The sequence below is a fragment of the Streptomyces sp. NPDC023527 genome, assembly GCF_055560115.1.
This window is the reverse complement of record NZ_JBVHJJ010000011.1, coordinates 1-12,599: the sequence shown is the minus strand read 5'-3', so window position 1 is coordinate 12,599 and position 12,599 is coordinate 1. Positions and strand designations below refer to the sequence as shown.

12 protein-coding genes are annotated in these 12,599 nt (G+C 72.2%); 5 read left to right on the top strand and 7 right to left on the bottom strand.

Going from position 1 to position 12,599, the window contains the following annotated elements; genetic code table 11:
* Positions 1 to 73 precede the first annotated feature (73 nt).
* Positions 74 to 1,315 (top strand): SAV2148 family HEPN domain-containing protein, encoded by a 1,242-nt coding sequence (locus ACZ303_RS21835; protein ID WP_467341441.1) that lies wholly within the window; start codon positions 74 to 76, stop codon positions 1,313 to 1,315.
* A gap of 105 nt (positions 1,316 to 1,420) precedes the next feature.
* A complete protein-coding gene (locus tag ACZ303_RS21830; protein WP_467341439.1) occupies positions 1,421 to 2,155 on the top strand; it encodes an exonuclease domain-containing protein in 735 nt (244 codons plus the stop codon).
* 43 nt (positions 2,156 to 2,198) lie between these two features.
* On the opposite strand, the gene ACZ303_RS21825 is transcribed toward ACZ303_RS21830, so the two are convergent.
* Positions 2,199 to 3,086: a phosphotransferase enzyme family protein gene (locus ACZ303_RS21825; RefSeq protein ID WP_467341437.1), complete on the bottom strand. Its 888-nt coding sequence runs from the start codon at positions 3,084 to 3,086 to the stop codon at positions 2,199 to 2,201.
* A 151-nt stretch (positions 3,087 to 3,237) separates the two neighbouring features.
* Between ACZ303_RS21825 and mgt the strand changes: the two genes are divergently transcribed.
* Both mgt and ACZ303_RS21815 read left to right on the top strand, forming a co-directional pair.
* The gene (mgt, locus tag ACZ303_RS21820; RefSeq protein ID WP_467341435.1) at positions 3,238 to 4,434 is read left to right on the top strand and encodes a macrolide-inactivating glycosyltransferase; all 1,197 of its coding nucleotides are present in this window, start codon (positions 3,238 to 3,240) and stop codon (positions 4,432 to 4,434) included.
* Between the two features lie 288 nt (positions 4,435 to 4,722).
* Positions 4,723 to 5,964 carry a S8 family peptidase gene (locus ACZ303_RS21815; protein WP_467341433.1) on the top strand — a complete coding sequence of 414 codons (1,242 nt, stop codon included), beginning with the start codon at positions 4,723 to 4,725 and terminating at the stop codon, positions 5,962 to 5,964.
* 149 nt (positions 5,965 to 6,113) lie between these two features.
* Here ACZ303_RS21815 and ACZ303_RS21810 read toward each other — a convergent pair whose 3' ends face one another.
* Entirely contained in the window at positions 6,114 to 6,953 is an 840-nt protein-coding gene (locus ACZ303_RS21810; protein ID WP_467341431.1) for an NAD(P)H-binding protein, read from the bottom strand.
* A 141-nt stretch (positions 6,954 to 7,094) separates the two neighbouring features.
* Here ACZ303_RS21810 and ACZ303_RS21805 point away from each other — a divergent pair, with 141 nt between their 5' ends.
* Positions 7,095 to 7,568 (top strand): MarR family winged helix-turn-helix transcriptional regulator, encoded by a 474-nt coding sequence (locus tag ACZ303_RS21805; RefSeq protein WP_467341429.1) that lies wholly within the window; start codon positions 7,095 to 7,097, stop codon positions 7,566 to 7,568.
* 198 nt (positions 7,569 to 7,766) lie between these two features.
* Here ACZ303_RS21805 and ACZ303_RS21800 read toward each other — a convergent pair whose 3' ends face one another.
* The 5 genes from ACZ303_RS21800 to ACZ303_RS21780 form a co-directional block, all read right to left on the bottom strand.
* Positions 7,767 to 8,525 carry a sirohydrochlorin chelatase gene (locus ACZ303_RS21800; RefSeq protein ID WP_467341427.1) on the bottom strand — a complete coding sequence of 253 codons (759 nt, stop codon included), beginning with the start codon at positions 8,523 to 8,525 and terminating at the stop codon, positions 7,767 to 7,769.
* Positions 8,526 to 8,528: 3 nt separating this feature from the next.
* Positions 8,529 to 9,440 carry an ABC transporter permease gene (locus tag ACZ303_RS21795; protein WP_467341425.1) on the bottom strand — a complete coding sequence of 304 codons (912 nt, stop codon included), beginning with the start codon at positions 9,438 to 9,440 and terminating at the stop codon, positions 8,529 to 8,531.
* On the bottom strand, positions 9,427 to 10,230 hold the full coding sequence (locus tag ACZ303_RS21790; RefSeq protein ID WP_467341423.1) for an ABC transporter ATP-binding protein: 804 nt from the start codon (positions 10,228 to 10,230) through the stop codon (positions 9,427 to 9,429). Before ACZ303_RS21790 ends, ACZ303_RS21795 begins: the two co-directional genes overlap by 14 nt.
* 47 nt (positions 10,231 to 10,277) lie before the next feature.
* A complete protein-coding gene (locus tag ACZ303_RS21785; RefSeq protein WP_467341421.1) occupies positions 10,278 to 11,384 on the bottom strand; it encodes an aliphatic sulfonate ABC transporter substrate-binding protein in 1,107 nt (368 codons plus the stop codon).
* A gap of 114 nt (positions 11,385 to 11,498) precedes the next feature.
* Positions 11,499 to 12,599, bottom strand: a 1,101-nt coding sequence (locus ACZ303_RS21780; RefSeq protein WP_467341419.1) for a sulfate adenylyltransferase subunit 1, incomplete at its 5' end; no start/stop codon positions are given.

Here is a 12,599-nt window from a genome sequence, read left to right as displayed (position 1 = left end):
TCCGGGTGCAGGGCCCGCCGCCCGCACAGTAGTCTGCCTTGATCGTTGGACGGGGGCGGAAGGCGGTGCACTGGTGACCTCGGGCGGGCTGGAGCTGCCCTCTGGAGACGGCTGTCCCGGGGGAGACGGCTCGGCCGGAACACCACCCGGCGCGGTGTCCGTGGCGCGTCCGATGGAGATCGGCGCGGCGCTGGACTGGGACGCCGACGCGTGGGGTGAGGTGCGCACCCGCGCACGACGGGCGGGCCGGGCCTACATCTGGCTGAATCTCGTCGAACAGCGGCTGCGCGCGGTCGTCGCCGCGGTGCTGCGGCCCGTCTACGAGCCGGTGCACGGCGAGGACGAGTGGGTCGTCGCCGCGGCCGGCCCGGCCGGGCAGGAGTGGGTGCAGCGCGCCGTGGCGGTCCGGGAGGTCAGCCGCCGCAAGGGCTATCTGCTCGACCCGGCCGACGACAACGTCCTGAGCTTCCTCACCCTGCCGCAGCTGCGCGAGCTGCTCGTCCAGCACTGGCCGTGCTTCGAGCCGTATCTGGACGACCGGCGCGAGCTGGAACTGGCGCTGGACGAGTTGGAGGTGACCCGCAATGTCGTCTCCCGCAACCGCGCCCTGTCCGAGACGGTCCTCGCCCAGGCCGAGCGGGCCTCGGCGCGGCTGCTGAACATCCTCGGCGGCGGCAGCGGCGCCGGCGCGCCCTCGGCCGACCGGCTGCCCATCGACGCCGTCGAGGACCTGGTGGGCGACCGCTACGCCGACGTCGTGGGGGTCCATCCCGACCGGGTGCGGCTCCAGCGGCAGCTGCCCGTGGAAGACCTCTTCGGCAGCGCCCGCCGCCTTGACGCGGTCGGCATAGGCCTGAACCTCCTCGTGCAGAACTACTCGGGGCGGCGCCTGGTCCGCCTGGCGGAGGCCGGCTGCCGGGCGCGGCTGCTCTTCCTCAACCCCGCCAGCAGCGCGGTGCGCCGCAGGGAGCGGGAACTGGGCATCAAGAAGGGCGAGATGAGCCGGTCCGTCGAGATGAACATCATGCACATGCGGCGGGTGCGGGACCGGCTGCGGGACACCGCCGCCTTCGAGATCCGCGTCTTCGACGAGACGCCGCGCTTCACCGCCTATCTCGTCAACGGCGACGGCTCGGACGGACTGGCCGTGGTCCAGTCGTATCTGCGCAAGGCCCGGGGCATGGAGGCGCCGGTGCTGGTGCTGCGCGGCGGGAGCGGCGTGGTGCGGGAGGGCCGGGAGCCGGAGCACGGACTCTTCGAGACCTACCGCGAGGAGTTCGAGAGCGTCTGGACGGACTCGCGGCCGGTGTCCTGACAGGTGCCTCGCGGGGCCGCCTTCTGACGGGCGGCCAAGTCCGTTGTCAGTGGGGCGTGCGACGCTGGGTACCAGTCGGGGGAAGCACCACGAAGGGGGACCGCGATGGGGTGGCACCAGGAGCTGCTGATCGGATTCGACCTGGAGACGACGGGCACGGATCCCGCCGAGGCGCGGATCGTCACGGCGGCCGTCGTCGAGGCCAAGGGCGGCGAGGTCATCGGGCGGCGGGAGTGGCTGGCCGATCCGGGCGTGCCGGTGCCGGCCGAGGCCGCGGCTGTCCACGGCATCACCAGCGAGCGCGCGGCGCTGGGCAGGCCCGCCCGCGAGGTGGTCGAGGAGATAGCGGCCACGTTGACGGCTCACTGGTCGATGGGCGTGCCCGTCGTCGCGTACAACGCCTGCTTCGACCTGACGCTGCTGGCGGCGGAGTTGCGACGGCACGGGCTGCGCTCGCTCGGCGAGCGGCTGGCCGAGTGCGGGGTGGCGGGAGCCGCCTGGGGCACCGGCGGCGAGGAGACGGGCCCGGTCGTCGACCCGTACACCATGGACCGCGCCGTCGATCGCTACCGCAAGGGCAAGCGCACGCTGGAGGCGGTCTGCGGGGTGTACGGGGTCGTGCTCGACGGCGCGCACGAGGCGGGCGCGGACGCCCTCGCGGCGGTGCGGGTCGCCCGGGCGGTGGCCGAGCGGTATCCGGACATAGCGGACGCGGAGCTGTGGGACCTGCACCGCGACCAGAAGCGCTGGTACGCCGACTGGGCCACGGGCTTCGAGAAGTGGCTGCGGCGGCAGGGCAACGCGGACGCGGTGGTCGACCCCCGCTGGCCGTTGCGGTAGCGCCCGTCGGCGGGGGAGAGGTGCCGGGCCTCCCGGCGGGTTCTCAGAACGGGCGCCAGCGCACCGTGGTGTCGCCCTCGCGGAGGGACGCGACCCGGCGGCCGAACTCCGCGCGGGCGGCGGCGTTGCCCGGCGCGTGCTGGGCCACCCACGCGCAGCTCGCCGTCTCGCGCGCTCCGCGCAGGACCGCGCAGCCGTCCCATTCCCTTACGTCCCACCCGTAGGTGTCGATGAAGGCGTCGTAGGCCGTCGACAGGCCGTACCGGTCCCGGCTGAGGGCGAGGACGACCAGGTCGTGCTCCCGCAGGTCGTCCGAGAAGGTCTCCAGGTCGACCAGGACAGGACCGTCCGGGCCGATGTGCACATTGCGCGGCAGGGCGTCGCCGTGGATCGGGCCGGGCGGCAGATGGGGCGTCAGCGTGGCCGCCGCCGCCGCGAAGCCGTCCCGCCGCTCGCGGAGGTAGGCCGCGTCGGCGGGGTCGACGGCGTCCCCGGCCAGCCGCAGCCACCGCTCGACACCACCGAGCAGCTCCCGCCGCGGAAGGGCGAAGTCCGGCTTCGGCAGGGCGTGGACCAGTCGCAGCAGGGCGGCCAGGTCCTGAGGGTTGGCGGGGCGCATGGCCTCGGGGAGCCGGTGCCACAGGGTCACCGGGTGCCCGTCGGCCTCGCGGACGTCGGGCTCGGCCGCCCGTACGGCCGGGATGCCGAGGTCCGCGAGCCAGACGGCGACGCGCAGCTCATGCCGGGCCCGGTCCCGCAGCGAGGCGTCGCGCCCCACCTTGGCCACCAGCCCGCCGGCGGCGAAGACCGCGTTCTCGCCGAGGGCGAGGAGCGTCGCGTCCGCCGCGGACACCTCCGGCACGGCCGCGGCGAGGAGCTCGCGCGCCCGTCGTTCCGTGAAGGGCGTGTTCGCCACGCCCTGTGCGTCCATCGCGTCGTACCTCGCTTGCCGTACGTGCCGTACTTCCGGAACCGGTCGCTTCCCAGTCTCCCCGCACGCCCGACGTCGCTCGCGGCCGGGGCGGGCAACGGTCCGGCAATTCAGTTGCACGATACGTATCGTCTCGTCTAGCGTCTGGATCATGAACCTTCCCGAGCGCGCCCACATCGCCATGTTCAGCATCGCCGCCCACGGGCACGTCAACCCGAGCCTGGAGGTGATCCGCGAGCTCGTCGCCCGCGGCCACCGGGTCACCTACGCCATCCCCGAGTCCTTCGCGGACCTCGTCGCCGCCACCGGCGCCGAGCCGCGCGTCTACACCTCCACCCTGCCCGTCGACGACGACCCCACGTCCTGGGGCAGCGAGACGATCGACCACATCGAGCTGTTCCTCGCCGACGCCGTCCAGACGCTTCCGCAGCTCATCGAGGCGTACGAGGGCGACGAGCCGGACCTCGTGCTGTACGACATCACGGCCTGGCCGGGCCGCGTGCTCGGCCACCGCTGGCAGGTGCCGGCCGTGCAGCTGAGCCCCAACCTCGTCGCCTGGGACGGCTACGAAACCGAGGTCGCCGCGGCCGTCTTCGACCCGATCAAGCGCTCCCCGCGCGGCATCGCCTATTACGAGCGCTTCACCGCCTGGCTCGCGGAGAACGGCATCGACACCCACCCCGACGACTTCATGGGCCGCCCCGACCGCTGCCTCGCCCTCATTCCGCGCGCCATGCAGCCGCACGCCGACCGCGTCGACGAGAGCGTCACCACCTTCACCGGCCCCTGTCAGGGCGACCGTGCCCACCAGGGCACGTGGCGGCGGCCCGCCGACGCGGAGCAGGTGCTCCTCGTCTCGCTCGGCTCCACCTTCACCAAGCAGCCCGACTTCTACCGCGAGTGCATCGCCGCCTTCGGCGACCTGCCCGGCCGACATGTCGTGCTCCAGATCGGCAAGCACGTCGACGCCGCCGAACTCGGCCCGATCCCCGCGAACTTCGAGGTCCGCACGTGGGTGCCGCAGCTGTCCGTGCTCCAGCAGGCCGACGTCTTCGTCACCCACGCCGGCATGGGCGGCTCGCAGGAGGGTCTGGCCTGTGGTGTGCCGATGGTCGCGGTGCCGCAGGCCGTCGACCAGTTCGGCAACGCCGCGCTGCTCCAGGAGCTGGGGGTGGGCCGGCACCTGCCGATGGAGGAGGCCGACGCCCGGTCGCTGCGCGAGGCCGTGGAGGCGCTCGTCACGGATCCCGCCGTGGCCCGCCGGTGCGCCGAGCTCAAGGCGGAACTCGCGGCCGAGGGCGGCACGCCCTACGCGGCCGACCTCATCGAGGCCGAGCTGGGTCGCTGACGGGCCATCAGCGAGGAAACGCCTTACGAATAAGGCTCGTTACTCATATGTCGTTCAAGTAAATCCTGACAGTCGATGTCGGTCGGCTGTCCAATTTGCCGCCGTTCAGCGGGATTTGAAAATACGCAATGACGTTGCGTATGTCACACATTCTCGCGGATCTTGAATTGAGCGCGTCAATCCTGACAGGGTTTCGTCCACCCGGAGCACGGGCTTCCGTCGCTTCGGGTGCGTTCGACCAAACGCGCATTTCCCCCCCACATTTCCGCACGAGGAGGACACCTCGTCATGGCATCACACAAGCGCGCCGGAAAGCGACGGCTCGTACTGGCGATATCCGCCGCGGCCGCCGTCACCGCGGGAGCCACCTTCATGGTGCTGCCCGCCGGCGCCGCATCCGCCCCCGCCGAGGGAACCGTCTACGGCGCCGACGCCACCGGCGCGATCGACGGCAGCTACATCGTCCTGCTGAAGGACGGTGCGCACGCGAAGGGCGCCACGGGCGCCGCGTCGGTCTCGGTCAAGGGCAAGGACCTCGCCTCGCGTTACGGCGGCAAGCTCAACCGCACGTACGACTCGGCCGTCAACGGCTTCTCGGCCAGCGGCCTGGACCGGACCGAGGCCAAGCGCCTCGCGGCCGACCCGTCCGTCGCCAAGGTCGTCCAGAACCACCGCTTCAGCATCAACGCCACCCAGGAGGCCCCACCCTCCTGGGGTCTGGACCGGATCGACCAGGCCGAGACCAAGGGCGACGGGAAGTACGCCTACCCCGACGGCGCCGGTGAGGGCGTCACCGCGTACGTCATCGACACCGGCGTGCGCATCAGCCACAAGGACTTCGGTGGCCGGGCCGCGTACGGCTTCAACGCCGTCGACAACAACGACAACGCCGAGGACGGCAACGGCCACGGCACCCATGTCGCGGGCACCATCGCCGGGACCGCGCACGGCGTCGCCAAGAAGGCGAAGATCGTGGCCGTGCGCGTGCTCGACGCGAACGGCTCCGGCTCCACCGAGCAGGTCGTCGCGGGCATCGACTGGGTCACCAAGAACCACAAGGGCCCCTCGGTCGCCAACATGAGCCTCGGCGGCGGGGCGGACGAAGCCCTCGACGCGGCCGTGCAGAAGGCCATCGGCTCCGGTGTCACCTTCGCCGTGGCGGCGGGCAACGAGTCCACCGACGCCGGCAAGGGCTCCCCGTCCCGGGTGAAGGAGGCCATCACCGTCGCCTCCAGCACCAAGGACGACAAGCAGTCCGACTTCTCCAACTTCGGCAGCGTCGTCGACCTCTACGCCCCCGGCTCGGACATCACCTCCGACTGGAACGACAGCGACTCCGGCACCAAGACCATCTCCGGTACGTCCATGGCCACCCCGCACGTCGTGGGTGCCGCCGCGGTCTACCTGAGCGGTCACAAGGACGCCACGCCCGCGCAGGTCGCGGACGCGCTCGTCAAGGGCGCCACGGCGGACAAGATCGGCAACGCCAGCGAGGGCACGGCCAACAAGCTGCTGAAGGTCGTCCAGTAACACCCCACACCCCTTGAGGCGGCCCGTATCCGGCCGTCCGGCCGGTCGCCGCGCCCCACCCCCACGGGGCGCGACGGCCGGCCTTCCTGCGTGCGTGCCCTGAGGGAAGGCGGCGTCCGGTCGGCGGGATCGCGGCTCCATGGAGCCGGTCAGCCCTTGAACGCGTCCGCGTGGTCGGCGGCCCAGTCGGCGAAGGAGCGGGCCGGGTGGCCGGTCAGCTTCTCGACGGTGTCGGTGAGGGGGAGCGGGGAGTTGTCGGCCGCCTGCCACATGTCGAGCAGCGCGTCGGCGTAACGGCCCGGGATGTGGGCCGACATCCGGTCCTTCCACGCGTCGCGGGTCACGGCGGCGACCGTGATCGAGCGGCCGGTGACCTCGTTCAGACGGTCGATCTGGTCCCGGAAGCTGAGCGACTCGGGGCCGGTGAGGGTGTGCGCGGCGTGGCCGGGGGCGGGTCGCTCCAGAACGCTCATGGCGACCTCGGCGATGTCCATCTCGTGGATGGGGTCGGTGTGCGCGTCGGGGTAGGGGAACTCCATCCTGCCGGTGGAGCCGATCTCCCGGGACCACCGCAGGGCGTTGGCCGCGAAGGAGCCCGGCCGCAGGATCGTCGAGTCGATCGGCGAGGCGGTCAGCGCCCGCTCGACCACCGCGTGCCGCTGGGCGACGGGGTCGGTGGCGGCGTCCGGCGCGAGCACCGCGCTCGTGGACAGCAGCACGATGTGCCGGACGCCGGCCGAGGCGGCCTCCTCCAGGAAGGCGTCGATGTGCGAGCCCTGGGCGTAGAGGAACACCGACGTGACGCCCTTGAGGGCGGCGGGGAAGGTGGCGGGGTCGTCGAGGGCGCAGCGCACCGACGGCACGCCGTCCGGCAGGGCGAGGGCGTCGGAGGTGCTCGACGCCGCTCGTACGTCGTGGCCGTGCGTGTTCAGGAGGCTGACGAGGGCGCGGCCGACGCGGCCGCGGCTGCCGGTGACGAGGATGGTCATGGCGGGAGGATCCTTCGGGATATAGGGATGGCGCTGGGCGCTAAAATGGTCAGGCGGCGCACATGTTGCGTCGCGCAAACATTGTGACGCAGTTAGATTGCGTCGCGCAAGTAATTATCCGAGGCGGACGAAGGCGGACCGGTGCCGAAACGGGCAGAGCTGCTGGCGCGGATCATCGACGAGAGCAGGCGGCACTACGCCGCGTGGACCCTCTTCAACCAGGCCCTCGCCGACCATGTGGGCGTACACCCCACCGACCTCCAGTGCCTGGGCCTGCTCGACATGGCGGGCGAACCCCTGACCACGGGCGAGATCGCCAAGCGCACCGGCCTCACCCCGGGCTCGGCCACCCGGCTCGTCGACCGGCTGGAGAAGGCCGGGCTCGCCGAACGCCGCACCGACCCCGAGGACCGCAGGCGCGCCCTGGTCGCCCTCGTGCCCGGCGCGCTGGCCCGGATCAGTGACGCGTGGGAGACCCCGGGCACGGCCTTCGGGGAGGTCCTGGCGGGCTACGCGGACGAGGAGCTCGCCGTCATCGGCGACTACCTCGCCAAGGCGACGGAGGTCGGCCGCGCCCAGGCGGAACGCCTGCGGGGGAGCGGGCCGCGCGGCTGAGTCCGGCGCTGGTGCGTGCGGGTCGGGCCGTACGGGCGGGGCGTACGCGTTGGGGCGCGTCGGGCGTACGCGTTGGGGTCGTACGCACCGGGCCGTACGCGGCGAGCCTCGAAGCCGCCCGCCGTACGTGCCGGCCGTGCCCGCCGTACGTGCCGGCCGTCCCTGCCGTACGAGCCCTACGAGCCGGCCGCGCCGGCCCTACGCGTCGAGCGCGACAGCCCCCTCGCGCGCCGCCACCGCCTCGTCGTAGCGCCGCAGCAGCAGCGACACCAGCTCCGGTGCCGGACCCAGCACGTCCGCCACGATGTCCGCCCCCGCCTCCCGGGCGCCGAGCGCGATCCGGTCCGGCAGCCTCCCGGGCGCGATGACATAGGGGGCGACCACCACGCTGCGTACCCCCTCGGCCCGCAGCGCCCGCACGGCGTCCTCGGTGCGGGGCGGGGAAGCGGAGGCGAACGCGGGCCGCACGGCACACCAACCGGTGCGCCGCCACTCCCGCGCGATATCAGCGGACACCGCGCCCGCCTCCGGGTCGGAGGAGCCCGCCGAGGCCAGGACGACCCCGGTCGAGCCCTTGTCGCCGGGGCACACCCCGGCCTCGTACAGCCGCCGTTCGAGCGCGGCGATCAGCAGCGGCGAGGGGCCCAGCACCTGGGCCTGACGCACCCTCAGCCGAGGCAGCCCGGCCGTCGCCCGGCGCAGCACGCCCGGGATATCGGTCTTGGCGTGGAACGCCCGCGTCAGCAGCAACGGCAGCGCGATGACGTCCACCGCGCCCTCCGCCGCCAGCCGCTCCAGGACCCGCGGCACGCTCGGCACGCAGAAGTCCAGGTAGCCGACCTCGACGCGGAGCCCGGGCCGCAGCTCCGCGGCCCGCGCGCGGAGCTCGTCCACCGTCGCCGCGTGCCGCGGATCGCGGCTCCCGTGCGCGATGAGGAGAAGGACCACGGCGCCCACCTCCTACCGGCCGGACGCCGCCAGCCCCCGGCCGCGCAGCACACGGCGCTCCAGCGGGCTGAAGACGATCAGGTCGATGGCGATGCCGACGAACAGGATGAGCAGGATTCCGAGCAGCACCCCCGGCATGTCGGAGTCGGTACGGGCGTTCTCCAGGTACTGCCCCAGCCCCAGACCGAGATCGGGCGAGGAGGCGATGAGCTCGGCGGCCATCAGCGAGCGCCAGGAGAACGCCCAGCCCTGCTTGAGCCCGGCGATATAGCCCGGCAAGGCGGCCGGCAGCAGGATGTGCCAGGCGCCGCGCGCCCCCGTCGCGCCCATCGTGCGCCCGGCCCGCAGATACAGCGGCGGCACCTGGTCGATGCCCGAGACCAGGCCGTTGGCGATGGAGGGCACGGCGCCCAGCAGGATCACCGCGTACATCGCCGAGTCCGTGATGCCCAGCCAGATCACGGCGGCCGGCACCCAGGCGACGGACGGCAGCGACTGGAGCCCGGAGAGGATCGGCCCGATGGCCGCCCGTACGAACCTCACCCGGGCCACCAGCAGGCCGAGCGGGGTGCCGATGGCGAGCGCGGCGAGGAAGCCGAGCAGACCGCGCGAGACGCTGGTCCACACGATGTCCAGCAAGGTGCCCTGGAGCCACAGCTCGGTGAGGCTGCCCCACACCGCCGACGGGTCCGGCAGCTTGTAGTCGTCGGTGACCTCCGCCAGGACCAGCAGCTTCCAGACGGCGAGCACCAGCGCGACGGCCACCACGGGCGGCAGCACCTTGTGCAGCAGGACCTGCGTGAACGGGGTGCGGGTGGCCTGCACGGCGTCCAGGGCGTCGAGCCCGGCCTCCAAGCCCGCCAAGTCGTGGGACTCGGCGGGCGGATGGGGCGGGTGGGACGCGGGCGTCTCAGTGCTGGCCATGGCGGCGGATCTCCTTGCGCAGTTCCTCGGTGATCTCCACGGACAGGTCCGCGACGGCCGCGTCCTCGATGCGACGCGGCTGGGGTATGTCCACCGCCCACTGCCGGGCCACCCGGCCCGGCCGGGAGGACAACAGCACCACCCGCTGACCGAGCCGGACGGCCTCCCGGACGTTGTGGGTGACGAACAGCACCGACAGCCGCGTCTCGGACCAGATCCGGGTCAGCTCGTGGTGCAGCACATCGCGGGTGATGGCGTCCAGCGCCGCGAACGGCTCGTCCATCAGCAGCAGCCGGCTGTCCTGCGCCAGCGCGCGGGCCAGCGCCACCCGCTGCCGCATCCCGCCCGACAGCTCGTGCACCCGCTTGCCGTACGAGCCGCCGAGCCGTACGAGCTCCAGCAGCCGCTCCGCCTCCGGCCGCCGTGCGGCCCTCGGCACACCGCGCAGCCGCAGCGCCAGTTCGATGTTCCGGCCCGCGGTCAGCCACGGGAACAGCGCGTGCTCCTGGAACATCAGCGCCGGACGGCCGCCGGGCACCTCGATGGAACCGGCGGTCGGCCGGTCCAGACCGGCGACCAGGTTCAGCAGGGTCGACTTTCCGCAACCGGAGGCGCCCAGAAGGCAGACGAATTCGCCGGGGCGCACATCGAGGGTGATGTCGTCGAGGACGGGCTGTGCCGCGCCGGGGCGGCCGAAGCTCTTGTGGACGTGGTCGATCCGGACGGCCGCGGGCGCGTCGTCCGCGACCTCGGCCGGGCCGGCCTTGTCGGTGGTCAGTGCCGGGGCCATCCGGTCACCTCCTGGGGTGGGGCGGTTTGGGCGCTGTCAGTCGCTGGTCACTGCTTGCCGAGCCCGGCGGCGTCGGCCGCCTTCCTGCCGTCGGCCTTGAGGATCTTGTTGAGCGTGGTCAGGTCGTAGATGCCCGACAGGTCCGGCTTCTCCAGCAGCCCCGCCCGTACGGCGTGGTCGGCCTCGGCCCGCAGGGTCGACGCCAGCGGGTCGTCGGTGACCTCGATGCCGCGCCAGGCGGGATCGAGCACCTCGGCGGGCAGCGCCTTGCCGGAGAGCTTCTTCAGCGCCGCGTTCGCGGACGCCTTGGCCTTGTCCGGGTTGGCCTTGATCCAGGCGTTGGTCCGCACCGAACCGCGCAGCACGGCCTCCACCACATCGGGGTGCTCGCCGAGGAACTTCTGCGACACGACCACATTCGTGATCACGAACTTCTTCTCCGGCCACAGCGTCGCCTCGTCCAGCAGCACCTTCCCGCCGTCGGCGACCAGCTTCGACGCGGTCGGCTCCGGCACCCAGGCGCCGTCGACGGAACCGGATTTGAAGGCGTCCGGCGTCACCTTGTTGTCCGTACGGACCACGGAGACGTCGCCCTTGCCGGTCTGCGGGTCGACCTTCCAGCCCTTCTCGGAGACCCAGTTGAGGAACGCCACGTCCTGGGTGTTGCCCTTCTGCGGGGTGGCGATCCTCTTGCCCTTGACTTCGTCGAGTGACGAGATCTTCTTCGGGTCGACGACCAGCTTCACCCCGCCGGACGCCGAACCGGAGATGATCCGCAGGTTCTTGCCCTTGGACTTCACATAACCGTTGATGGCGGGCGACGGGCCGATCCAGCCGATGTCGATCGAACCGGCGTTGAGCGCCTCGATCTCGGACGGCCCCGCGTTGAAGGTCGTCGAGCGGACCTTGGTGCCGCCCAACTCCTTCTGGATCAGACCCTCCTGCTCGCCGACGAGCGGCGTGGCGTGGGTGATGTTGGGGAAGTAGCCGATCCGTACGGTGCCGGTCGAGAGCTTGCTGCCCTTGACCGCGGCGTTCTCGCTCGTGTCGTCCTTCTTCTCCGAGCCGTAGCCGCAGGCCCCGAGCGCGCCGAGGAGCAAGGGCAGGGCGGCCACGGCGGCCAGGGCACGGCGGGATGGGCGAGCGGCAGGCACGAGGGAGGGTCCTCTCGACGACCCGGGCGTACGACTGAGGCACACCCGGCAGTTGAACAAGGGCTGCGGGGGACGGGAAGGCGGCGCGAGTTGCGGCAGCGTCAACAGGTCATGTCAGAAGTCCCAGCCCTCGTCGGAGGCCACGGGTACGACCGGGGTGGCATCGACGGCGAAGGCTGCCCCTGCCATGCCCGCGGTCAGCGTCGTCCCGTCGGCGGGGTCGATGAGGAGGAAGGAGCCGGTGCGGCGGGAGTGGGTGTAGGGGTCGAGGGCGAGGGGTTCGGCGGTGCGGAGGGTGACTTGCCCGATGTCGTTGGCGGTCAGTTCACCCGGTGCCGGGTGTTGGGAGAGGTCGTCGAGGGTGAGCCGGGAGGGGATGTCTTTGACGATGGCTTTGACGGTGCGGGTGGTGTGCTTGAGCAGGACCCGGTCACCGGCCCGCAGGGGCTGGTCGGCGACGTGGCAGACCGTGGCGTGGATATCCCGGGTGGTTGCCGGCGCGGTGGTCGTGGGGGCGATGAGGTCGCCGCGGGAGATGTCGAGGTCGTCGGCGAGCTGAAGCGTGACCGACTGCGGCGCCCAGGCGGCGTCCACGCCGGTGCCGAGTGCGTCGATCGCGGTGATCGTGCTCGTACGTCCCGAGGGCAGGACCGTGATCGGGTCGCCGACACGCAGGACGCCGGAGGCGATCTGACCCGCGTAGCCCCGGTAGTCCCGGTATTCGGGTGTCTGCGGCCGGATGACGTACTGCACGGGGAACCGCGCAGCCTCAGCCGTGGGATCGGCGACGACCGGGACGGTTTCGAGGTGTTCGAGGATGGTCGGGCCGCCGTACCAGTCCATGTGCGCGGACGGCGTCACCACGTTGTCCCCGGCCAGCGCCGAAATCGGGACCGCGGTCACCTCCGCCACGCCGAGGGAGGCGGCATACGCGGCGAACTCCTCCGCGATCGCGGCGAAGACCGGCTCCGCGTAGCCGACCAGGTCCATCTTGTTCACCGCCAGGACCAGGTGCGGGACGCGCAGGAGGGCGGCGACGGCGGCGTGGCGGCGGGTCTGCTCGACCACACCGTTGCGGGCGTCGACCAGGACTACGGCGAGGTGGGCTGTGGAGGCGCCGGTGACCATGTTGCGGGTGTACTGCACATGCCCGGGAGTGTCGGCGAGGATGAAGCGGCGGCGGGGGGTGGCGAAGTAGCGGTAGGCGACATCGAT